This is a genomic window from Yersinia alsatica (assembly GCF_902170305.1).
GTDB lineage: Bacteria > Pseudomonadota > Gammaproteobacteria > Enterobacterales > Enterobacteriaceae > Yersinia > Yersinia alsatica.
The window spans coordinates 69,010-92,295 of sequence record NZ_CABHWW010000024.1 but is presented as its reverse complement, the minus strand read 5'-3'; the positions used below and the strand labels follow the sequence as shown (position 1 = coordinate 92,295).

Genomic DNA, 23,286 nt, shown 5'->3' with positions numbered 1-23,286 from the left:
AACCATCCTCCTAGTGGTCGTATTTTTTAAAATCATAAATATAAATTTTTAATGAAAATAAAAGATCAAATAACACTGTTTTATAAAATAGTGCTTTGATTTGATAGTTATCACATTAGTCAGGCGCTATCGTTATTTTTTTTGAAGTCAATACTTCAATTTTTTCTTGTTAGGGGGTTTAATGCGAACATCATCAATTAATTCAAGTGATAGTATTCATGTTGATTATATTATGTCAGAGTCAGAAGGACAGGATTGCAATAATATATTTAATGAAATAAAGATAAAAATAGTTAATAGTTTATACATCGAAAAAGAAAAATATCCCTATTTTTTTGAAAGTATTAAAAATAGCTCTTCTTTAAATGATCTAATAAATAGCATCAATGTTTATCTTGAGGGGAATAAAAGTAAAAATGGCTGTTCATCTTTCATTGAGATGATTCGGCAGGATGAATTTTCAAAAATTAATGAGAAATATGAAATAAAAGAAATTCACGGTCACTTCTATCCAATACCTTGGAGTAATAAAGGTGCAGGAGAAGTAAGTTCAGTGAATGAGTCGACTAATCCATTTGATGAAATACCCCCAGAGGTTGAAAGATTGCTTGAGTTGTACCGGACTAACGTCATCGGAAAGTATAAAGGGGGAAAAGATATTGAATTGGGAAGTGATATTTTAACTGTAGAAGGACTTTGTCATGAAATTAATAAAGTCTATGGCCGTATAAATTCTAAAACACGTAGTAATCTTAAACCTATATTAATTGATTTCGCTAAGCATGACGATGTTAGGGACGTCATAGGAACGCAGAAAAAAAATAGTTTTTTCTACCAGCTAATTGATAAAGAACACCAGATTATAAACGAAATAAATGACAAATGTTTTACTCAAGATAATATTCATTATTTCAACTCGCAACCAACAGTTGCTAGAACCGAGCCCATATATTTAAAGCCAGATGAATTAACAGCCTCCACTGTGCCCAATCAACGGCAAGTTGCAGTAAGGCCTAGTGAAGCTCATGGCAATCCTTTTTTAGCTCCTGAACCGAAGATTGAACAACTAATAAATCTGTATAACGAGAAAGTTGTTAATGCCTATAACGGTAAGAAAGATATTACTCTAGCAGGAAGTATCGACACAATAGAGCGTTTTTGCCAAGAAGTTAATAGAATAAAAAATAGTACTAGCCAGTCACCGCAAAGTTCACGATTTAACTTATTAGTTGATTTCTTTAAAAATAAAGAAGCCGAAGATCTGTTTGGAAAAATGCGTGGTTACCCAGAGGATTTTTATGTTAAAGGCAGCGAGGTAACTTGTGACAATGGGCTGTTACTTCAGAAAATACTCAATGAATATGTAAATGGCCCAGATAAAAATAAATCTCTACTACAACCAGAGCATTATAAGAAAATAAAATCTGATTTGAGAAACTTAACCCCCAGGAGCACTGCATCAATTGAATTGGAGAGTAATGGGAATATTATTATCAGAAATTTTCCTGAGAGTAACGAAAAGATAGCATTAATGCTGACTGAACTGCTAAAGAAGCACAAGTCGAATGGATCATTTAGTGAAAAGATAGCTGAGTATTTGAAAGTGTCTCGTCTTGGCGCACACATGCAATTACAGCCATTATTAAATGGGGATAATGTGCATGTGGCTTTAAATCAAGATACAGAAGAGTCGATAAGAGATAAAATAACGCATTTAAGTGATTTAATGGGTTTTATTGGCAAGCATCTAAAATATGTTAATACTCAATTAAATGACTTTCCTGCATTACCGGCTAAAGGTACTTCCCTTAAAGAATTGCAAGAGTACTATTTCGACCAGGCACTTGCCTTTGATATTCATCCCTCCCTGTACACCGAACCACAGGGGATGTTTATTTCAGCTAAGCGGTGGTTAAATGTTAAATGGGGGAACATCATTGGAAATGTAACTACGAAGACTTATTTGGGTGGGGAAAATGATAAACCCATAGATACGATAAGAAAGTTAAGAGAGATACTCAATAGAAATTTAAACAATCAAAACTATGAAAAAACTGCTTTAAATAACTATAAATACCAAGTAATTAACGAGGGACTTAACCGAATAGAAAAACAGGCTGAAACATTAGATTATTTAATATCAAATCGTCTGCTCTCGGTAGATATGGCCAAAAAAGTGACTTTTGCCTTTTGCTATTCAGTGGCATCGGAATGTGTTGATCTTAAGCAACAATCAAAATCAATCAATTTTAATAAATTCTTAACCAGAGTTAAGGTTGTTGCTCCTTTAGCTGCGGTGCTTTCTGTGGGGGTGCTGGTTGCCGGTATTGGCGGTGCGGCTTTGGCCCCGGTACTTGCTATCGGAATCTGTTGTGTCGGTATCTTCTATCTCTTTATAAAGTGTAAACCCAAGTTGGAAAAAAGTGAGATGAGCAAACAACTGACTGATGCGATGTCAGGCTTGGTTTACCAAAAAGACTTTTACCTGGATAGCCACGATGTCAGTTGGGGAGAAGCATGGAAATATCGTAAAGGTGCGATTAAATCTTGGTGGTCTGGGGAGCAGGCAGCCGCGCCAACCCTATCTGAACCGTCAAATAGCGCTTTGATACACAACACTGACTGATCCGGCCTTTGTTGTCGCGGCAGTTCGCGGTAAACTGTGGCTAAGTTTAAGCTCACCAATCAGGAAGCGCTATGCATTGCCCGTTTTGTGCCGCTGTGGATACCAAAGTCATTGACTCCCGTCTGGTGAGCGATGGTTCGCAAGTGCGCCGTCGCCGCCAGTGTTTAGATTGTAATGAACGCTTTACCACTTTTGAAGTGGCTGAATTGGTGCTCCCGCGCGTCATTAAAAGTGATGATGTGCGCGAGCCATTCAATGAAGATAAATTACGGCGCGGGATGCTAAAAGCATTAGAAAAACGGCCTGTCAGTTCTGATGATGTCGAAACCGCCATCAGCCATATTAAATCCCAACTGCGCGCCACTGGCGAACGCGAAGTCCCGACCAAAATGGTGGGTAACTTGGTGATGGAAGCATTGAAACGCTTAGATAAAGTTGCCTATATCCGCTTTGCCTCGGTCTATCGCAGCTTTGAAGATATTCGCGAATTCGGTGAAGAGATTGCCCGTTTGCAGGATTAGTCGGCGTATCAGTAAAGCTTTTAGCACAGTATTGCAGCATAAAAAGTAAGGAAAACCATGCAGCCCGATGAGTTCTATATGGCCCGCGCCTTTGAATTGGCGCGGTTGGGGCGTTTTACTACGTCGCCTAACCCTAATGTCGGGTGTGTTCTGGTGCGCGATGGCGAGATTGTTGGCGAAGGTTATCACCTACGTGCCGGAGAACCCCATGCGGAAGTCCATGCGCTGCGTATGGCGGGTGAGAAAGCACGGGGAGCTACAGCCTATGTCACCCTTGAACCCTGTAGCCATCATGGGCGCACGCCGCCTTGTGCCGATGCACTGGTGGCGGCAGGAGTGGTTCGTGTGGTCGCGGCCATGCAAGACCCCAATCCTCAGGTTGCCGGGCGTGGATTATATAAGCTAAAGCAAGCAGGGATTGCAGTTGATCACGGTCTGATGCTGGCTGAAGCCGAAGCCGTTAATCTTGGTTTCCTGAAACGGATGCGCACCGGTTTTCCCTATTTGCAATTGAAAATGGCGGCATCGCTGGATGGTCGTACGGCGATGGCCTCGGGTGAAAGCCAGTGGATTACTTCGCCACAGGCGCGCCAGGATGTGCAGCGTTTTCGTGCCGAAAGCTCGGCGATCCTCAGTACCAGCGCCACTGTTCTGGCTGATGATCCTTCTCTGACGGTACGCTGGCAGGAGCTAGATGCGGAGACTCAAGCGCGGTATTCCCAAGATACCTTGCGCCAGCCGACCCGTATTATTCTTGATAGCCATAACCGTGTGACGCCCGAGCACCAAGTTATACAGCAAGAGGGTGCATGCTGGTTGGCTCGGGTTGAGGCGGATGAACAGCCATGGCCTGCCAACGTCGAGCAACTTTTGTTACCTCGTCATGGCAATGGCGTGGATTTGGTTTTATTGATGATGCAACTGGGTAAACGGCAAATTAACTCGGTGTGGGTTGAAGCTGGGCCGCAATTGGCCGGGGCATTGTTGCAGGCGGGTGTGGTTGATGAGTTGATTCTTTATATCGCGCCAAAACTATTAGGTAGCGATGCTCGTGGCTTGTGCCAGTTAGCAGGATTAACCCATTTATCGCAAGCCCCAGAATTTGAATTCAGTGATGTGCGTCGGGTGGGGCCAGATCTCCGCTTGCGTTTGAAACCGAAGTATTAATGACATTATTCGGCTGAGATCCCCAAAGCCCAATCACAGCCTTGCCCGCGTTTTACAAATGCGCAGGGGCGGGGCACGAAAGAATATGATAGAATCCGCCCCCCTGCGGGGTATGAACCCATATTGAGGAAAGCTATGAACGTTATCGAAGGTGTTGTTGCTACTCCTAATGCCCGCGTGGCGATTGCAATTGCGCGTTTTAACAACTTTATCAACGACAGCCTGCTGGAGGGTGCCATTGATGCCCTTAAGCGCATTGGCCAAGTCTCGGACGACAACATTACTGTTGTTTGGGTGCCGGGTGCCTATGAGTTGCCGCTGGTTGCCAATGTGTTAGCAAAAACAAATCGTTACGATGCGGTAATTGCGCTAGGTACAGTTATCCGTGGGGGCACTGCGCACTTTGAGTATGTTGCTGGTGAAGCAAGTTCTGGTCTATCAAGTGTTGCCATGAACAGTGATATCCCAGTCGCTTTCGGTGTGCTGACCACAGAGAGTATTGAGCAAGCAATTGAGCGTGCCGGTACTAAAGCGGGTAATAAAGGTGCAGAAGCTGCCCTGACCGCGCTTGAAATGATTAATGTAATCAAAGCTATTAAAGGCTGAATTTAGTTAAGTTAAGGGGAATTCCGTGAAACCTGCTGCTCGTCGCCGCGCTCGTGAGTGCGCTGTTCAAGCGCTTTACTCTTGGCAGTTGTCTAAAAACGACATCGCTGATGTTGAATTACAGTTCCTGTCGGAGCAGGATGTCAAAGACGTAGACATCGCCTATTTTCGCGAATTGCTGTCTGGGGTTGCTGTTAATGCTGCATCTCTGGATGCGTTGATGGCGCCAGTTCTTTCCCGCCAGCTCGAAGAATTAGGCCAGGTTGAAAGAGCGGTTCTGCGTATTGCTCTGTTTGAACTGAGCAAACGCAATGATGTCCCTTATAAAGTGGCAATCAATGAAGCGATCGAACTCGCCAAAACTTTCGGTGCGGAAGATAGCCATAAGTTCGTCAACGGAGTGCTCGATAAGATAGCTCCGATGGTACGTAAGAAAAAATAATCTTGTTATACACCTTGGTACTTGAAGCTACAGGACTATTAGCTCCCTGCAACTTGAAGCTATTTGGGCTATACCTGAAGTAGTTTGAATTAAGGCCGGTTTCCGGCCTTAATCATGTATCGGCAAACATTTCTGGAATTGTATTATGGCATGTGGCGAATTTGACCTCATTGCCCGCTACTTTGACCGGTTCAGAAGTAATCGCCGGGATGTAGAGTTGGGTATTGGAGATGACTGCGCACTTCTTACAGTGGCAGATAAACAGCTGTTGGCCATCAGTACAGATACACTGGTGTCCGGTATTCATTTCCTTCCGGATATTGATCCGGCTGATCTTGGTTACAAATCTTTAGCGGTAAACCTTAGCGATTTAGCTGCAATGGGTGCCGATCCTGCTTGGTTATCTCTCGCACTGACTCTCCCTAATGTTAATGAAGATTGGTTGCAAAAATTCAGCGACAGCTTGTTTGATCAACTGAATTATTACGGTATGCAATTGATTGGTGGCGATACCACGCGTGGGCCACTGAGTCTGACATTAACTATTCAGGGCTTAGTACCAGAAGGGCGGGCATTGACTCGTGCAGGGGCGCGGATTGGTGACTGGATTTATGTCACCGGCACTTTGGGGGACAGCGCTGCTGGTTTGGCTATCTTGCAAGATGAACTGCGGGTTGATAATGAATCAGACCGTGCGGCGTTAATTCATCGCCATTTACGACCACAGCCACGCATATTGCAGGGGCAAGCATTACGTGATCTTGCCAGTTCCGCGATTGATATTTCGGACGGGCTGATTTCTGATCTGCAACACATTTTGAAAGTCAGTCATTGTGGGGCACGCATTGAACTGGATGAATTACCCTATTCTGATGCATTAACACGGCAGGTGGATGCTGAACAAGCCCTGCGCTGGGCATTGAGTGGCGGTGAAGATTATGAACTGTGCTTCACTGTACCGGAGATAAACCGCGGTGCTCTGGAAGTCGCACTGAGTAACACCGGCGCTGGTTATACTTGTATTGGCCAGATTGGCCCGCAGTCGGAAGGGCTCAAGTTTTTCCGCGAAGGTAAAGCTGTTGAGTTGGATTTTCAGGGTTTTGACCATTTCTCAGTAGGTAAATCCCATGGATGAAGCCAAACGTCGTCTGCGGCTATCTAACCCCTGGCACTTGTTGGCAACCGGCTTTGGCAGCGGGTTGTCTCCGTGGGCTCCGGGCACCATGGGGTCGATTGCTGCTATCCCATTCTGGCTGTTATTAATTCAGTTACCCTGGCAAGTTTATTCTCTGGCAGTGATGTTTAGCATCTGTATCGGTGTCTATATCTGTCATCGTACTGCCAAAGATATGCGAGTTCATGACCACGGCAGTATCGTGTGGGACGAATTTGTCGGAATGTGGATTACCTTGATGGCCTTGCCAGTGAATGATTGGCAATGGGTCGCCGCCGGTTTTGTGGCATTCCGTATTTTTGATATCTGGAAGCCTTGGCCGATTCGCTGGTTTGACCGCAATGTCCATGGCGGCATGGGGATAATGATTGATGATATTATCGCTGGTGTAATTGCTGCCGCGATTATTTTTGTTATTGGGCATTATTGGCCAATAGATTTGTTTTACTGATACCCGTCATCTTTCAAGTTACAGGTGTGTTGGCTGCGCTTAATAACCCGAATCACTTACTGATGTAAGCTCATCAGGATTATCTCGCTTGCCGCCTTCCTGTACCTTGAAATCTATAGGGTATCTGTGCGGTCATCTTTCAAGTTACAGGTGTGTTGGCTGCGCTTAATAACCCGAATCACTGACTTATATCAGCTCATCAGGATTATTTCGCTTACCATCTTCCAAGTTGCAGGGGGAGTTGGCGGTGCTGAATAGAATAAAGGCATAACCGCGTGGTTATGCCTTAAATTGAGTTATCACGCCAGCCATGCTTCAATCTGGCGCTGTATACCTGCGGCATCCAAACCAAATTCAGCCCGCATTTCATCTTGTTCACCTTGCGGAATAAAGTGGTCAGGTAAACCAAGGTTGAGCACTGGGACTAACTGTCGTTTTGCCATCAGCAACTCATTCACACCACTGCCCGCACCGCCCATAATGGCATTTTCTTCCAGCGTGACTAAAACTTCGTGGCTGGCTGCCATCTCTAATATTAGCTCTTCATCCAATGGTTTGACGAAACGCATATCTACCAACGTGGCATTAAGGTTATCGGCGACAATCTGTGCTTGGGCCAATAACGTACCGAAGCACAAAATGGCAACTTTTTCACCTTCACGGCGCACAATTCCTTTACCGATAGGCAAGATCTCTAATGGCTCCAGTACTGCCCCGGTGCCATTGCCTCGTGGGTAGCGCACTGCTGCTGGCCCATTGTGGTGATAACCGGTGTGTAGCATTTGGCGGCATTCGTTCTCATCACTTGGAGCCATGATGACCATATTAGGAATGCAGCGCATGAATGAAAGATCGAACGCGCCCTGATGGGTTTGACCATCGGCACCCACCAAACCACCACGGTCAATAGCGAATAATACCGGCAGATTCTGGATGGCAACATCATGAATCAACTGGTCGTAAGCTCGCTGTAGGAAAGTCGAATAGATCGCCACGACAGGTTTATAGCCACCAATAGCCAAGCCTGCTGCAAAAGTGACAGCGTGCTGTTCCGCTATCGCAACATCAAAATACTGCTGCGGGTATTCGCGCGAGAAGCGCACCATACCGGAGCCTTCACGCATGGCCGGGGTAACGGCCATTAATTGGCTGTCTTTAGCGGCAGTTTCACATAACCATTCACCAAAAATTTTGGAGTAAGTCGGCAAGTTGCCCTGACTCTTCGGTAATGTGCCGGAGGCCGGATCAAATTTAGGCACCGCATGCCAGCCGATCGGATCTTTTTCTGCCGGGGCGTAGCCTTTGCCCTTTTTGGTCATGATATGCAACAGTTGCGGGCCTTTCAGGTCGCGCATATTTTTCAATGTTTGCGTCAATGCCTGCACATCGTGACCATCAATCGGGCCAATATAATTGAAACCCAACTCTTCAAATAAGGTGCTAGGCACGACCATGCCTTTAAGGTGTTCTTCAGTACGTTTCAGCAAATCTTTAATTGGCGGTAAACCGGAGAATGCTTTTTTACCCCCTTCACGCAGGCTAGCGTAGAGCTTGCCAGATAATAACTGAGCCAAATGGTTGTTCAGGCCGCCTACGTTTTCTGATATAGACATTTCGTTATCATTGAGGATAACCAGCATGTCGGAATGAATATCACCCGCATGATTCATCGCCTCGAAAGCCATACCGGCAGTAATTGCCCCGTCACCAATGACACACACGGTACGCCGCCCTTTACCTTCACGTTCAGCAGCAACCGCCATCCCCAAACCCGCACTGATGGAGGTTGAGGAGTGACCGACAGAAAGCACGTCATATTCACTTTCACCGCGCCACGGGAAAGGATGCAAACCATCTTTTTGGCGAATAGTGCCAATTTGCTCGCGGCGACCCGTTAATATTTTGTGCGGATAAGCCTGATGGCCCACGTCCCACACCAGATGATCAAATGGGGTGTTGTAGACGTAATGCAACGCGACAGTGAGCTCGACCACACCTAGCCCGGAGGCAAAATGCCCACTGGATCGGCTGACAGAGGCGAGCAAATACTGCCGGAGTTCATCACATAACTTCGGCAGACTTTCTTTCGGCAACATGCGCAGTTCTTCAGGATTCTCCGCAAGTGCCAATGTCGGGTATTTGGCTATATCAAGACTCATTCGATGCTCATATCAAAAATGGTAAGTAGGCATTCACGGACTGCCAGTATATTTCTAGTTATCGCGCTCAATAATAAAACAGGCTAACGCCTGCAGCGGCGCTATGTTATAGGATTGCTCTGACAACGCATTCAGGGCGCTAATGGCTTCCTGATAAAGATCCATGGCTTTAGCTTTGGCGCAATCCAATCCCAAAAGTGCGGGATAGGTACTTTTTCCCAGTTGCTGATCTGAACCCTGGCGTTTACCAATTGTAGCGGTATCGCCGATAACATCTAAAATATCGTCCTGTACCTGAAAGGCCAGACCGATGGCATCAGCGTAACAGTCAAGCAATGGCAATGCTTCACGCCCAGGAGTTCCTGCAGCCAGTGCGCCAAGGCGAACAGCGGCGCGGATCAACGCACCGGTTTTGTGGCGGTGGATCTGCTCGAGATCAGCCAGTGAAATTTGGCGTGCCTCGGCTTCCAAATCCAATGCCTGACCGCCACACATCCCGGCGACACCACTGGCATAGGCTAATTCGGCAATCATTGACAGGCGATCTTTATCTGCCACGTCGGGCATTGGGGCTTCTGACAGTATAGAGAAAGCCAAAGTTTGTAGCGCGTCACCCGCCAAAATGGCATTGGCTTCGCCAAACTTCACATGGCAAGTTGGCTGCCCACGACGTAAATCGTCGTCATCCATTGCCGGCAAATCATCATGCATTAATGAATAAGCATGGATACATTCAATTGCCGCTGCTGGAGCATCCAAATTAGCCAGCGACAAACCAAACATTTGGCCGGTGGCATAAACCAGATACGGGCGTAGCCGTTTACCGCCGAGCACAGCACCATAGCGCATGGCTTTGACTAAATCACTGTTCCCAAAGGGAAGGGGGGCGATAAAGTCCAGTATGGCCTGATTAACTCGTTGCTGGTGTGCAGTAAGTTGCTGGCTGAAATCAACAGTTGAGTGGGCGTTAGACATAAGGCTACTCAGCATCCGGAGTAAAAGGAACTAATGGGGCGTCGGCATCATCACTCAGAAGAACTTGAACACGCTGTTCGGCTTGCAGCAAGGTTTGTTGCCCAAGGCGTGCCAACTGTACACCGCGCTCAAACTCGTTTAATGCTTCTTCCAGCGGGAGTTCACCTGACTCCAGGCGAGTAACAATCTGTTCCAGTTCACTGAGCGATGTCTCAAAACTGGCGGCTTTGGTTTCGGGTGATGCGGCTTTTTTCGGCATAGTTTTTATTTGACTCGATATCTTTTATGAAACGTAACCTTGATGGCGCGTAATGTCTTCCTGCTTGCTGAAAGCAACTTTTCAGGTCTGAAACTTATTACCGGCTATTCTAGCGGATAATGCAGGGGAAATCGTGGCGTTTAAGTCTGGTTTTTAGTACGCAGCGGCACCTCATATAGTGATATACTCCACGGCTTGCATGTTTTCGCTAACACCTTTGACTGTTGCTAATCGATAGCGACGCCATCACTCCATAACCAGACAACTAAAGACCGCCATGAAGTTTATCATTAAATTGTTCCCAGAAATCACCATCAAGAGTCAATCTGTGCGATTGCGCTTCATTAAGATCCTCACAACCAACATTCGCAACGTACTGAAAAACCTTGAGGATGACACCCTTGCGGTGGTCCGTCATTGGGATCATATTGAAATCCGCACCAAAGATGACAATCTTGGCCCACAGATTTGTGATGCGCTGACCCGCGTGCCGGGGATTCACCATATTCTCGAAGTGGAAGATCGCAGCTACACCGATATGCACAATATTTTTGAGCAAACGCTGGAAGCTTACCGTGAAACACTGGTCGGGAAAACTTTCTGTGTGCGTGTGAAACGCCGTGGTAAACATGAGTTTTCTTCTGGCGATGTTGAGCGATATGTCGGTGGCGGCCTGAATCAACATATTGAAAGTGCCAAAGTTAAACTGAACCACCCACAAGTGACCGTTCATCTGGAAATTGATCAAGATAAACTGACACTGATCAAAGCTCGCCATGAAGGGTTAGGTGGTTTCCCGATCGGCACGCAAGAAGATGTTTTATCTCTGATTTCCGGTGGTTTTGACTCCGGTGTATCCAGTTATATGCTGATGCGTCGTGGTTGCCGTGTGCACTATTGCTTCTTCAATCTTGGTGGCTCCGCCCATGAAATTGGCGTGAAACAAGTGGCGCATTATCTGTGGAATCGTTTTGGTAGCTCCCATCGAGTGCGTTTTGTTGCCATTGATTTTGAGCCAGTGGTTGGCGAGATCCTTGAGAAAGTCGAAGACGGCCAGATGGGCGTGGTCTTGAAACGCATGATGGTGCGTGCGGCGTCTCAGGTTGCTGAGCGCTATGGTGTGCAGGCTTTGGTTACTGGTGAAGCTCTGGGGCAGGTTTCCAGTCAGACACTGACTAATTTGCGCTTAATTGATAATGCTTCTGACACCCTGATTCTGCGCCCACTTATTTCGCATGATAAAGAACACATTATTAATTTGGCGCGGGAAATTGGTACCGAAGATTTTGCGAAAACCATGCCAGAATATTGTGGCGTGATCTCAAAAAGCCCGACGGTGAAGGCGGTTAAAGCCAAAATTGAAGAAGAGGAATCTCATTTTGATTTCTCTATTCTGGACCGCGTGGTCAGTGAAGCTAAAAACGTCGATATTCGTGAAATCGCCGAGCAAAGTCGCGAGCAAGTCATTGAAGTTGAAACGGTTGCAGAGTTGGCAGATACCGATGTGCTACTGGATATCCGTGCACCCGATGAACAAGATGAAAAGCCGCTGAAATTAGACCGTGTTGAAGTTCGCCCTTTGCCTTTCTATAAACTGAGCACGCAATTTGCCGATTTGGATCAGAGCAAGACTTACCTGCTGTATTGCGATCGCGGGGTGATGAGCCGTTTGCAGGCACTGTATCTGCGCGAGCAAGGGTATTCTAACGTGAAAGTCTATCGCCCTTAGTTTTTGAGTTGTTGACGGCTACTGCGCTTTGCCATTCAGGGATTGCGCAGTGCTCGCGGCTGTCATGTACATTCCGTTGGGCGTACCCAGACTGACTTCGCTCGCTACGCCTCTTAGGGGAAAGCTAGGAATAAAGTGAATCGATACTGTCCCCCCTTCAATCCCTAATCCTAATAACGGTAATCTTTTTTATCGATGCCATATTTTTTCATCCGCAAATAGAGTTTCTTACGTGGCACCTGCAAATACTCCGCGACATCGTTAATCCGCCCTTGATGAATATTTAGCGCCTCATTAATAATCCGACACTCATACTGTTCAATTCGCTCATCCAGAGGGGTGCAGTCGGTATCATTAGCCAGTTCTCCCGCGGTATCCGCCAGTGGCATAACGCCGACGGCGAATAATTCAGCTGCGTTAAGTAATTCGCGGATATTTCCCGGCCAAGGACGACGGCATAAGCTCTTCACGAAAGCGTCGGTGAGCTGAGGGCGTTGGCGGCTTAGTCGGGTGCAAGCATTTTCCAGATAATGGCGGAAGAGCACTTCAATATCACCTGGGCGTCGGGACAGCGGCAGGCACTCAATATGGCTCAGTGAGAAACGATAATAGAGCTCCGGTACCAATTGTTGCTGTGTGGCTAGCTGGGTTGCTGGGGTATGGCTCAAGGCAATCAGGCGGAAACAACAATCGTCTGGACTTTGCTGCTGAGCCAATGAACGTTGCTGTTGCTGGTTCAGTAACTCGATATTTTTAATCACTAAAGTGCCGCCTGATGCCTGTGCTATCCAACTCTCCAGTTGCACACCCGCTTCACTGGCAGGGTCTGCTACCAGTAACGGCTTATCTCTACGGCGGCTCAATTGATGCAGATAACGTGCGGCCAGTGTGCGCCCGGTTCCCAGTTCACCATAGAAGAACACCGGCACATCCACATCGGCCAGCATCTGTAACCGTTCACGCAGTTGCTTCACCCAACCACTGTTACCCAGTAAGTGCTCACTTAGCTGCTCACGCTGCCAGCAGCGCCGGGTAATCAGCGCATGGCGGTCAGCAAGTGCTTGATTCACCGTGAACAGTAGTTTTTCTGGATTAACCGGTTTTTCTAAAAAATCATATGCCCCTTTTTTAACCGCTTCGACCGCCATAGGAACGTCGCCATGACCGGTTATCAGCAAGATGGGCAGGTGGCGATCTTGTTGCAGTAAAATTTCCAGTAGTGCCATTCCCGATAATCCAGGCATACAAACATCACTGATCACCATGCCGCGCCAGTCTGGCGGCACCATCTCTGCCGCGGCGGTGGGTGAGCTACAGGGATAAACTTGGTATCCCTCTTGCGTCAGCATGTGGTGATAAGCCTCCAGCACATCCGCGTCATCATCGATCAGTAGAATCTGATGCTCATGAGTTAATGGCGAGGGTTTGTCATTTGACATGGTCAAGGCTCCTGAATTGCAGGATCACCATGGCATGGCGATCCAATGTCGAGGCCAGCCGCAGCTCTCCACTGCACTGTTCCATAATTGACTGGCTAATGGATAATCCAATCCCCAGACCCACTTCCTTGCTGGTGGTAAAAGGTTGTAGCAAGCGATTAGCCAATGCGAGGGGCCAACCCTGACCATTATCACTGAGTATCAATAACAGGTAATCCGGCTGTTCATCCAAGCAGACGGTAATGACTGGGGCAGCTTGCGGGCTGGCTTCTAACGCATTGGTCAGTAGGTTCACCAGTACCTGTTGAATGCGAACTTCATCGCCATAGACCAGGGGAATACTCTCCGGGGCGATAAGGCGCGCATTGAGTGGCTGATGACGTAAGGCGAGTAAATCCCACGCATCATTCAGGCTGCGGTTAAGGTCGATCGGTTGTAATTTTTGGTCTGCATCGCTACGCCGTGAGAATTGACGTAATTGTTTGATGATATTGACGATCCGTAGATTAAGCCCCTGCATCTTGGCTAAATTACTCTGTAGCGTCTGCTTATCATCGCTTTGTAGCGCGCGTTCACTACTGAAAATATAAAGTGATAACGCATTGAGTGGCTGATTGATTTCATGGGCCAGAGTGGTCATGGTTTGCCCAACCACGGCCAGTTTTGCCGCCTGTATCAGCTCATCCTGAGCCGTGCGCAAATTATTCTCAATGACCATTCGTTCGCTGATTTCTTGTTTTAACTGATTTTTTTGCTGATTTATCTGGCCGATAGTCCGCCGCAGTAAACCGGCAATTCGCCCAAGCTCATCACCGCCGTAGACCGGGATAGTCGTGTCTAATTCACCACATCCTAGGCGGGCGACGGATTGATTCAGTAGTGTGAAGCGCTTGATTAAGCGGGAGCGAATATAGAAATGATTAAGAATAAAGGCAAACAGCAGTGCCAGCAGGGTGGCAATAGCAATCAACAGGCCGCTGATGCTCATGATATGTCCGAGCCGTTGATTAAATGTTTGTAGTTCTTGATGGCTGCTACCGAGCTGGTTTTCTATCTGGGTACGAAACCGGCTGAGTGTCTGCTCCTTGGCGTCGATGGTTTGCTCCAGTAGCGCCAGTGCCGCTGCGCGCTCTTGCAAAATAGCCGGCATTTTCTTATCAGCGATACCGAGGCTGAGCAGTTCATCAATAGTTTGGCGCAAGGTAATAGTACTGGGGTGCTTAGCCAGTGACTGCATATTTGATTCAGCGGTTTGCTTGAGATAGCTGAGATAACGAACGTGGTTATTCAGGCTATCAATATTTGTATTGTTCAGTTGCTCGCGCAGATCATCGACAATCTGTGTTTCGATATGGGCCAGTGCGTAGACCAGTTGCAGCTCATCCTGCACATTCCGCAGTGTTGTTTGCAGTTGTTGGCTTTTCGTCGAGCTGGTTTTCTGTGTGAGTTGATCAATTAATGAGCCTTGCTGCCAACTGATATCTTGCGAAAGCGACGTCAGCTCATTATTAAAATCATCATGTAGCCAGTTAATCCGTGCGGCTATCTCGGTCACTTTTTCTTTTGCCAGAAAATTGCTGTACAGGGCGCTGTCCAACTGCGAAAGCAATTCGCGGCTGTGACGGAGAGTAATGGCCAGCTGTTGTTGATTCTCCGGCGTCAGCCGGTGACTGGCTTGTTCAATCGTATCCAAACGATGTGCAATTTGGTCACGCATCTGAATGCGGGCACTGGTGTTGGGCGCATGTTGGAATTCATTTAGTTCCTGAATAAGCGCATTGAGATTTTCTTCTAACTGAAAAGAAGCCTGAATTTTAGGGAAATATTCATTCAGTGCATAACGGATTTGTTGGCGTTGTTCATTCCATGAATAGAGGCTGACGGCACTGACAAACAGGGTTAAGACGGCACCAAAGGCAAATGCCCAGCGCAGGATAGAACTGATGGTGATGCGCTGCCACAACAGGTTCATTTAAGCGACTCCAATTGTTGGATTGCCAAAAATTGTTGCTGCTGAAAGAACTGCTGCCACGCCATTAGCTCGGTTTCCTGTGAGTTATCGGCATTTTTAGGTTGGTTAAACAGTGAAAGATAGCGAGGATCAGTGGCCTGGCGCGCCGAAACGGGGATAGCTGTCAGCAGGGCGCGGATTTCAGGCAGTGGCCGCTTTAGGCGAGCTTCTGCACTGTGTAGTGCTTTCCAGGCATCCTGCAATTGATGTAACCGGAAGCTGATGGCGGTATCGAATAGCTGTTGCACCAACGGCTGACGCAGCAAAATTTGCCGGTAGTCTAGCGGCGTTTGTTGCAATAAACGTTGCTGTTGTTTGGCGCGAGGGTCATTTTCTGGCAACGGAGTGACCGGATATTTACCCGTTGCGGTATCGGACAGGGCTTGTTGCCCAATGTCACTGAGCAAGAAATGGATAAAGCGGGTGGCATCACTCTGGTGCGCGCTGTTTTTAGTTATTGCGATAAAAGTCGGGGAAGCGCCACTTTGTGGGAAATAACTGAAAGTGAGTTGCGGGTCTTTTAACAGCAAGGTGGCATAGTTATCGATAATTGGCCCAGCGACACCTAATCCGGTTTTAATTTTATTCGAGACGCCAAAACTGCGCGATGAAATCGTCGCCAAATTCCCCGAAACCTCCAACAAAGTTGCCCAACCTTGCTCCCAGCCGCGCTCCTGAAATAAGGTTTCTATCATCAGATGATTAGTATCCGAACGAGAGGGGCTGCTCATCAAAATCATTCCCTGATAGCGGGCATCTTTCAGCCCTTCCCATGTCGTAGGCGTGGGTAAATGTTTCTCTTTTAATCGCGCACTGTTTGCCAAAATACCGTAGCCCGAAATTGCTACCGCAACCGTAGAGTTGCGGATGGATTCAGGAACTAACTGTTGCTGATTTTGCCGTGGCAGTGGTGGCAGAGGGTTTAATTGTTGGTGATCTTGCAAGTGCTGCATCAACATCGGTGACGATGTCAGTATTAAATCAATACTTTCTCCCATTGGGGTATCGAGTAGCCGTTCAAGTGAAGAACTGGTCCGATTAAGAGTGCGCACGGCAATAGATTGCGGCTGTTTTTGCCACTGGGAAATAATATGCGCGGTGGCTTCAGGGGAGAATGTCGTCGCAATAACCAGTTCATTCGCCATACTGACACACGTAAAACTGACAGTGAAAATTATACTCAGCAGCAATGTAGTTAATGCTCGCATATATTTTATTTCCTCTGGCAATGTGTGACTAATATCAAAAAAACAATAAATAAACGTTATATCTTCTCAGGGGATATTGTTCTCGTTTGTCCCATTTTTATCTTTTTCGGACCAATAAAATAACAATAATGATAAATGAGTTAATTTTGACTCATAATTTCCCGCCCATTGTGTCGATATTGAAACATATTAGCACTGTTGCATCCATCAAGGCATCACTGCATGCTGGTCTGGCAACATAATGACGCAGTAGACCCAGTAATATCAACTGGTTTATGTCTGTGCTGCTGTCTGTTTATTTCGATGGTGATATTGCCACAAAAATAATTATTGGCCTCAATGCCAGGGTTTCTATTTTTCTAAAAATTAATTTAATAATAAATCGGTAAGGTGAACTATGCTCTCATTTATGAAGCCTAAAGTCGCAACGCATAAAGTCCCCAATGATAAAGTTATTGCTACATATAATCGCTATCGGGTTCAAGCGTTGTTCAGTATATTTATTGGTTATCTTTCCTACTATATTGTGAGAAATAACTTCACACTCTCAACACCTTATTTAAAAGAGCAATTACATCTCAGTGCAACAGAAATAGGTTTGCTGAGTAGTTGTATGTTAATTGCTTATGGTATCAGCAAAGGCATCATGAGTAGTTTGGCGGATAAAGCCAATCCCAAAGTGTATATGGCGGTCGGATTATTACTTTGTGCATTGGTTAACGTCGGTCTAGGGTTTAGCGGGGCATTTTGGCTATTCGCGGTCTTGGTCATTTTTAACGGCTTCTTCCAAGGCATGGGGGTAGGGCCATCTTTTATTACCATCGCCAATTGGTTCCCGCGCCGTGAACGTGGTCGGGTCGGGGCTATCTGGAATATTTCACATAACGTCGGGGGCGGTATTGTCGCGCCTATCGTCGGCGGGGCGTTTGCTATTTTAGGTGCTGAACATTGGCAAACCGCCAGCTACATTGTGCCCGCCGGTGTTGCGGTTGTGCTAGGTTCACTGGTTTTACTGCTGGGTAAAGGCTCGCCGGTAAGTGAGGGCTTACCTCCGCTACAAGAAATCATGCCTGAAGACTTGGTTGTGGAGCCAGTAAAAGCTGGGCAACAAGCACCAGAGAATATGTCAGCATTTCAGATTTTCTGTACTTACGTGTTGAAAAATAAGCATGCCTGGTATGTCTCATTTGTTGATGTCTTCGTCTATATGGTGCGCTTCGGCATGATTAGCTGGCTGCCTATTTATTTACTGACAGAAAAGCATTTCACCAAAGGAGAGATGAGCGTCGCTTTCTTATTCTTTGAATGGGCGGCAATTCCTTCGACACTATTGGCTGGCTGGTTATCCGATAAGTTCTTCCGTGGACGCCGTATGCCTCTGGCGATGATCTGTATGGCGATGATATTTATCTGCCTGATTGGTTATTGGCAGTGTGATTCGTTGCTGATGGTCACTTTCTTTGCCGCTATCGTGGGTTGCTTAATCTACGTACCGCAATTCCTGGCTTCAGTGCAAACCATGGAGATTGTTCCAAGCTTTGCTGTGGGTTCCGCGGTCGGTTTGCGCGGTTTCATGAGCTATATTTTGGGGGCATCGTTAGGCACCAGTCTGTTTGGTATCATGGTTGACAGAGTGGGCTGGCACGGCGGTTTCTATTTACTGATGGGTGGGATTGTCTGCTGCATTATTTTCTGTTACCTGTCACACCGTGGGGTGTTGGAGCTGGAACGTGATCGTAAAAGTCAGCAGGCTCAAATAGGCAAAGAAGCATTAGCTTGATGTATTAGAGATAAAAAACCGCTCATTTTTAGTCAGATAACATGGGCGGTTTATTTGATTAGCTATTCGCGGTAGTTATAAATTCCCGGCGGTAATACTAACTGCCAGGCAATTTCTTCCGCTTTCTCGCGCCCAAGTAGCAAGAAAACAATCTTCAGGGCGAAATCAATGGAGGTTCCCGGCCCTTGGCTGGTCACCAGATTCACCCGTCGGTCATAAACAACGCGCTGATCCATCCACTTAGTGGCAGCGATTTTATCTTTCAGCCCCGGAAAACCTGTCATATTCCCCACCGGGAACAGATTGTGGTGTTCAAGCACTAAGGCGGGGGCGGCACAGATTGCCGCGACCAGACGGCCTTCATTATGTGTTTGCTGCACAGTCGCGACTAATAGTGGGCTGTCACGAAAGCATTCTGCCCCTTTAACGCCGCCGGGCAGTACCACCACATCAAATTTTTCATCTGCGACATCAACTAGCCGAGCATCAGCCAATAACCGCACACCGCGTGAACAGACGATTTCTAATGCGCCGTCGCTGGCGACACTGGCGGTTGTGACCTGAATACCCGCGCGTACCAGAATATCAATAGTGGTAACCGCTTCTGTTTCTTCGCTACCAGGAGCCAGGCAAACCAGCGCCGATACGCTCATACTCATTTTCCTTACGCTTAATTAAATCATACAGCCGGGAATTCTCCGGTAATGTCATGCCGTGATTGCGTGCGCGCCGCAGTAAATAACCGGTGATATAGTCTATTTCCGTGTGCCGCTGGCAACGTAAATCCTGCAATAGAGACGAGATATTATCTGCTGTATTCTGAATAACATCATTAACATAACTGAGTAGGCTCTCAGTTGAAGTATGGTAACCCTCCATCTCCATCACACTGGCGACTTCAGCACACAAACTGGTAATCAACTCTGGGTAGCGCTGCAAATCACCATTCCGACAGTTATATAGCCCTGTAAGTGGGTTAATTACGCAGTTTACCGCCAACTTTTGCCAACAAGCGGCTGAAATATCATTATGCCAGGCAACATCGGGTAGTGCCTGATGCAATACATCGGCCAGATGACTGATATCCATGATGGTGGGTGAGGTTGGGCCGATATGTGTTATACCGCTGGCAACATGGACAATCGTGTTACCGTCGCGACGAGCGGCATGAGTGGTGACGCCATGCAAGAAAACATGCTCATCTCGAGGCAATTCCTCCTGTGTTCCCATTCCGTTATGTAGCAGTAAAATCTGACATTCAGGGTTAAGTTTAGGGAGCAAAGCACTAACCGCACTGGAAACTTGCCATGCTTTTAAGCAAACCAACAGTAATTCACTTTTCGACAAATGCTCTGGATCGTTCGTCGGGAGGTTCTGATTGAAAGCCTCGCCGTTTAACGTAATGACATTGACTGAACAAAAGGGCTGTGGCACACGAAGCCAGCCTTGTACATCATGGCCTTGCTGGTATAACGCGGATAGCCATAATTGCCCGAGAGCTCCGCAACCAAGCACAGTAATTTTCATTGAGACCTCCTTGGTGTGAGCAGTAATACACGACTTCTTTCTAGGTGTTATGCTTTGATTATAGACTTTTTGGTCATTAAAAGCAGAGTTAGCTACCAGCTCGGTTAGTGAAGAACCGCAGCTTAGTTGAGCCATTGTCAGCAGCTTGGCTTTGTCTGTGGGGGATAAAGCAGTTATTATGCTCGCCATTCATCTTATCAGGAGGAGGGAATATGCCATCTTTCGACATCGTATCTGAAATTGATATGCAGGAAGTGCGTAATGCCGTTGAAAACGCCACCCGTGATCTGGCGAACCGTTGGGATTTTCGTAATGTTCCAGCGAGTTTTGAATTAAATGAGAAGAACGAAAGTATCAAAGTTGCCAGTGAATCTGATTTTCAGGTTGAGCAATTGCTGGATATTTTGCGTGCTCAACTGACTAAGCGTGGCATTGAAGGTGCAGCACTGGAGATCCCGGAAGAAATGGATCGCAGCGGCAAAACCTACAGTGTAGAAGCCAAGCTGAAACAAGGCATTGAAAGTGTGCAGGCCAAAAAGCTGGTTAAGCTAATTAAAGACAGCAAACTGAAAGTCCAGGCACAAATTCAGGGCGAACAAGTGCGCGTGACCGGCAAAGCGCGTGATGATTTGCAGAGTGTGATGGCATTGGTTCGCGGTGCTGATCTGGGCCAGCCATTCCAGTTCAATAATTTCCGCGACTAAATCCGCGGACAAAGAGGAACTCTGACCGACGCGCGGTTTTTGTTCCTCATTTTATTATCTGGTGGGCTGTTTACCGGCTAGCTAGGTTGCATTAACCAACTGCTCCAACTGACTACGATTGGTCTTTTTCGTATCAACTTTCACGTAAGCGCTGCGTTCCGCAGTCACAACTACCGCCTCGGTTACTCCCGGTTGGGCTTTAATCCGCTCTTCTAATGCTGAGTCTTTTACTGCCAATTCTGACAAAGTAATTCGCAGGCTACTGACATAAGGGGGCTCCTGCATTGTGGTACTGACGGCAAACCACACCAGCGCGATAACCGCTCCGGCGGCAAACACCGTGCTTGCCCCTGCCATACCAAATATCCAGCCGCCTAAACTCCCGCCGATAGCCACACCAATAAACTGGCTGGTGGAGTAGATCCCCATTGCCGTGCCTTTATAACCTGCCGGAGATTCTTTGCTGATTAGTGAAGGCAAGATAGCCTCCATGACATTGAAGGCGATAAAGAACAGCTGCACACCGGCGATAATGACCCATAACTGGTGCCCGGCAGACCACAGCACCACTTCGGCGGCAAACAGTACTGCGACACACCCCATGAAAACCTGCTTCATACGGCGTTTGACTTCAGCATAGATAATGAACGGCACTACGGCGGCGAACGAGACCAGCATAGTCACCAAATAGACAATCCAATGCTGGGCAGGGGCCAATCCGGCACTGGCCATAATTTGCGGTAAAGCAACAAAGCTCGACATCAACAAGATATGTAGGCACATGATGCCAAAGTTGAGTTTAAGCAGCCGGCTGTTGTTGAGAACCTTGCTCACACTGCCTTTGACGATACTGGATTCGCGGTTAAGTACATGCCTGTCGGCATCGGGCACCACTGCTAGAGTGATGACAATACCTAATAGTGCCAGTATGGCTATTCCCCAGAACAGGGCTTGCAGACCAAAGGCATGGGTGACTATTGGCCCAATAACCATCGCGATAGCAAAGGTGATACCAAAACTGACACCAATAAATGCCATCGCTTTGGTGCGGTTTTGTTCGCGTGTCAGGTCAGACAATAGTGCCATGACTGCGGCGGCAATTGCGCCAGAGCCTTGCAATGCGCGACCTAGAATGATGCCCCAGATAGAATCACTCAATGCGGCAATCACGCTACCCAATGCGAAGACTAATAAGCCACCAACGATCAGGGGTTTGCGGCCAATGCGATCGGAAACCAGCCCAAAAGGGATTTGGAAAATGGCCTGAGCCAGACCGTAGATACCAATAGCTAGGCCAATCAACGCCTCACTGGCTCCAGAAAGTGCCATACCATAAGTGGTGAGAACCGGCAAAACCATGAACATGCCAAGCATGCGCAAAGAGAATACCGTACCCAGCCCCCAAGTAGCCCGAAGCTCTAGCGGGGTCATTTTATTGTCGTTCATTACCACCTCAGAAAAACCAATTGCACTATTGTAATGATGTTAATGCCTACCGGTAAATCTATTGATGTTTAGAATGTATTACAGGTGAGTTTTAAGATAACAGCAGGGTAGTGCAGAAATAAAAAATGGCTGTCAGAAACAGCCATTTTTACATCAATAGGGCTGAAATTACCCGACGTAAGTCAGTAATCCCGCCGAGGAAGGGACATTGAAATCAACCGACATCATGACGCTCAATGACGTAATGGCAATGATAGAGAAGACAAAGAGTTTTCTCGCCCACACGATGTCATTGGTTGCCTTGTAACCGCGCAATGCCATTCCCAGCCACCAGACACTCACCGCCGCAGCGACAACCAGGTATTTATAACCGGCATAGCCACTTAAGGTTAGCATCAAGGTCGCGACCATAAATGCCAAAATATAAAGGGTAATATGGTTTTTGGTGACCGATATTCCTTTTATCACCGGCAGAACCGGAATGTTGGCAGCTTGATAATCCTTAAAGCGGAAAATCGCGATGGCATAAGAGTGCGGCATTTGCCACAAGCTGAAGATAAGCAGCAGAATCAAGGCGCCCATATCGAACTGCCCGGTAACCGCACAGTAACCAATCACTGGTGGTGCGGCACCTGACAAGCTGCCAATCAACGTGCCGTAGACTGATTTGCGCTTCATGTAGAGGCTATAAACCCCAACATAGATAACGAAACCAATGACGGCCAGCATCATTGCTAATAGATTGGCGGCGACGTAGAGCAACAGCATGCCAGCAATACCCAGTACTGATGCATAAATCAGGCTCACTTTCGGATCGATAAGCCCTTTTACCAGGACACGATTCTTCGTTCTCTCCATGATACGGTCGATATCACGGTCGATATAGTTGTTAAATACACACCCGGAGGCAACAACTAACGAGACACCGAACAGGGTGGCGAGAAAAAGGGGGTAATCAATCACGCCTTTGGAAGCGAGGAGAAATCCCCCAACGACAGAAATTAAATTGCCGAAAATAATTCCTGGTTTAGTTACTTGCAGGTATTGCTTAATCATCACATG

The 23,286-nt window shown here is 47.1% G+C and carries 20 protein-coding genes; 10 read left to right on the top strand and 10 right to left on the bottom strand.

Annotated elements, in window-relative coordinates; genetic code table 11:
- The first annotated feature begins 181 nt into the window (after window positions 1-181).
- From FTA96_RS13470 to pgpA, 7 genes are all read left to right on the top strand, one after another.
- Window positions 182-2,626 carry an MFS transporter permease gene (locus tag FTA96_RS13470; RefSeq protein ID WP_235897492.1) on the top strand — a complete coding sequence of 815 codons (2,445 nt, stop codon included), beginning with the start codon at window positions 182-184 and terminating at the stop codon, window positions 2,624-2,626.
- Window positions 2,627-2,697: 71 nt separating this feature from the next.
- Complete coding sequence (nrdR, locus tag FTA96_RS13465) at window positions 2,698-3,147, top strand: transcriptional regulator NrdR (protein ID WP_004707531.1); 450 nt, start codon at window positions 2,698-2,700, stop codon at window positions 3,145-3,147.
- A 57-nt stretch (window positions 3,148-3,204) separates the two neighbouring features.
- On the top strand, window positions 3,205-4,314 hold the full coding sequence (gene ribD, locus FTA96_RS13460) for a bifunctional diaminohydroxyphosphoribosylaminopyrimidine deaminase/5-amino-6-(5-phosphoribosylamino)uracil reductase RibD (RefSeq protein ID WP_050108979.1): 1,110 nt from the start codon (window positions 3,205-3,207) through the stop codon (window positions 4,312-4,314).
- A 135-nt stretch (window positions 4,315-4,449) separates the two neighbouring features.
- Window positions 4,450-4,920 carry a 6,7-dimethyl-8-ribityllumazine synthase gene (gene ribH / locus FTA96_RS13455; protein WP_050108978.1) on the top strand — a complete coding sequence of 157 codons (471 nt, stop codon included), beginning with the start codon at window positions 4,450-4,452 and terminating at the stop codon, window positions 4,918-4,920.
- 25 nt (window positions 4,921-4,945) lie between these two features.
- Window positions 4,946-5,362 (top strand): transcription antitermination factor NusB, encoded by a 417-nt coding sequence (nusB, locus tag FTA96_RS13450; protein WP_050108977.1) that lies wholly within the window; start codon window positions 4,946-4,948, stop codon window positions 5,360-5,362.
- Between the two features lie 145 nt (window positions 5,363-5,507).
- A complete protein-coding gene (thiL, locus tag FTA96_RS13445) occupies window positions 5,508-6,497 on the top strand; it encodes a thiamine-phosphate kinase (protein ID WP_050108976.1) in 990 nt (329 codons plus the stop codon).
- Window positions 6,490-6,987, top strand: a complete 498-nt coding sequence (gene pgpA, locus FTA96_RS13440; protein ID WP_050108975.1) for a phosphatidylglycerophosphatase A — start codon at window positions 6,490-6,492, stop codon at window positions 6,985-6,987. The genes thiL and pgpA overlap by 8 nt, the downstream gene beginning before the upstream one ends.
- 299 nt (window positions 6,988-7,286) lie before the next feature.
- Here pgpA and dxs read toward each other — a convergent pair whose 3' ends face one another.
- From dxs to xseB, 3 genes are read right to left on the bottom strand one after another with little or no spacing between them, the layout of a single operon-like run.
- Window positions 7,287-9,146, bottom strand: coding sequence for a 1-deoxy-D-xylulose-5-phosphate synthase (dxs, locus tag FTA96_RS13435; RefSeq protein WP_145574044.1), 1,860 nt, complete (start codon window positions 9,144-9,146; stop codon window positions 7,287-7,289).
- Window positions 9,147-9,200: 54 nt separating this feature from the next.
- Window positions 9,201-10,121: a (2E,6E)-farnesyl diphosphate synthase gene (gene ispA, locus FTA96_RS13430; RefSeq protein WP_050108973.1), complete on the bottom strand. Its 921-nt coding sequence runs from the start codon at window positions 10,119-10,121 to the stop codon at window positions 9,201-9,203.
- Between the two features lie 4 nt (window positions 10,122-10,125).
- The gene (gene xseB / locus FTA96_RS13425) at window positions 10,126-10,380 is read right to left on the bottom strand and encodes an exodeoxyribonuclease VII small subunit (RefSeq protein WP_050108972.1); all 255 of its coding nucleotides are present in this window, start codon (window positions 10,378-10,380) and stop codon (window positions 10,126-10,128) included.
- A gap of 277 nt (window positions 10,381-10,657) precedes the next feature.
- On the opposite strand from xseB, the gene thiI reads away from it, so the two are divergent.
- Window positions 10,658-12,109 (top strand): tRNA uracil 4-sulfurtransferase ThiI, encoded by a 1,452-nt coding sequence (gene thiI / locus FTA96_RS13420; protein WP_050108971.1) that lies wholly within the window; start codon window positions 10,658-10,660, stop codon window positions 12,107-12,109.
- Window positions 12,110-12,279: 170 nt separating this feature from the next.
- Here the strand turns inward: thiI and pgtA are convergent, their stop codons facing one another.
- From pgtA to FTA96_RS13405, 3 genes are read right to left on the bottom strand one after another with little or no spacing between them, the layout of a single operon-like run.
- Entirely contained in the window at window positions 12,280-13,548 is a 1,269-nt protein-coding gene (gene pgtA, locus FTA96_RS13415; RefSeq protein ID WP_145574042.1) for a two-component system response regulator PgtA, read from the bottom strand.
- Window positions 13,538-15,520, bottom strand: coding sequence for a two-component system sensor histidine kinase PgtB (pgtB, locus tag FTA96_RS13410; protein WP_050151567.1), 1,983 nt, complete (start codon window positions 15,518-15,520; stop codon window positions 13,538-13,540). Before pgtB ends, pgtA begins: the two co-directional genes overlap by 11 nt.
- Window positions 15,517-16,767 carry an ABC transporter substrate-binding protein gene (locus FTA96_RS13405; RefSeq protein WP_145574039.1) on the bottom strand — a complete coding sequence of 417 codons (1,251 nt, stop codon included), beginning with the start codon at window positions 16,765-16,767 and terminating at the stop codon, window positions 15,517-15,519. The genes pgtB and FTA96_RS13405 overlap by 4 nt, the downstream gene beginning before the upstream one ends.
- Window positions 16,768-17,164: 397 nt before the next feature.
- Here FTA96_RS13405 and pgtP point away from each other — a divergent pair, with 397 nt between their 5' ends.
- Window positions 17,165-18,547 carry a phosphoglycerate transporter PgtP gene (pgtP, locus tag FTA96_RS13400; RefSeq protein WP_145574037.1) on the top strand — a complete coding sequence of 461 codons (1,383 nt, stop codon included), beginning with the start codon at window positions 17,165-17,167 and terminating at the stop codon, window positions 18,545-18,547.
- A gap of 62 nt (window positions 18,548-18,609) precedes the next feature.
- Here pgtP and yajL read toward each other — a convergent pair whose 3' ends face one another.
- Both yajL and panE read right to left on the bottom strand, forming a co-directional pair.
- On the bottom strand, window positions 18,610-19,200 hold the full coding sequence (gene yajL, locus FTA96_RS13395) for a protein deglycase YajL (RefSeq protein WP_050108967.1): 591 nt from the start codon (window positions 19,198-19,200) through the stop codon (window positions 18,610-18,612).
- Window positions 19,163-20,074: a 2-dehydropantoate 2-reductase gene (gene panE / locus FTA96_RS13390; RefSeq protein WP_050122637.1), complete on the bottom strand. Its 912-nt coding sequence runs from the start codon at window positions 20,072-20,074 to the stop codon at window positions 19,163-19,165. Before panE ends, yajL begins: the two co-directional genes overlap by 38 nt.
- A 212-nt stretch (window positions 20,075-20,286) precedes the next feature.
- Between panE and FTA96_RS13380 the strand changes: the two genes are divergently transcribed.
- A complete protein-coding gene (locus FTA96_RS13380; RefSeq protein ID WP_050108965.1) occupies window positions 20,287-20,778 on the top strand; it encodes a YajQ family cyclic di-GMP-binding protein in 492 nt (163 codons plus the stop codon).
- A gap of 81 nt (window positions 20,779-20,859) precedes the next feature.
- Here FTA96_RS13380 and FTA96_RS13375 read toward each other — a convergent pair whose 3' ends face one another.
- Both FTA96_RS13375 and cyoE read right to left on the bottom strand, forming a co-directional pair.
- Complete coding sequence (locus tag FTA96_RS13375; RefSeq protein WP_186372876.1) at window positions 20,860-22,224, bottom strand: MFS transporter; 1,365 nt, start codon at window positions 22,222-22,224, stop codon at window positions 20,860-20,862.
- Window positions 22,225-22,392: 168 nt separating this feature from the next.
- Window positions 22,393-23,280 carry a heme o synthase gene (cyoE, locus tag FTA96_RS13370; RefSeq protein ID WP_050109007.1) on the bottom strand — a complete coding sequence of 296 codons (888 nt, stop codon included), beginning with the start codon at window positions 23,278-23,280 and terminating at the stop codon, window positions 22,393-22,395.
- Window positions 23,281-23,286 lie beyond the last annotated feature (6 nt).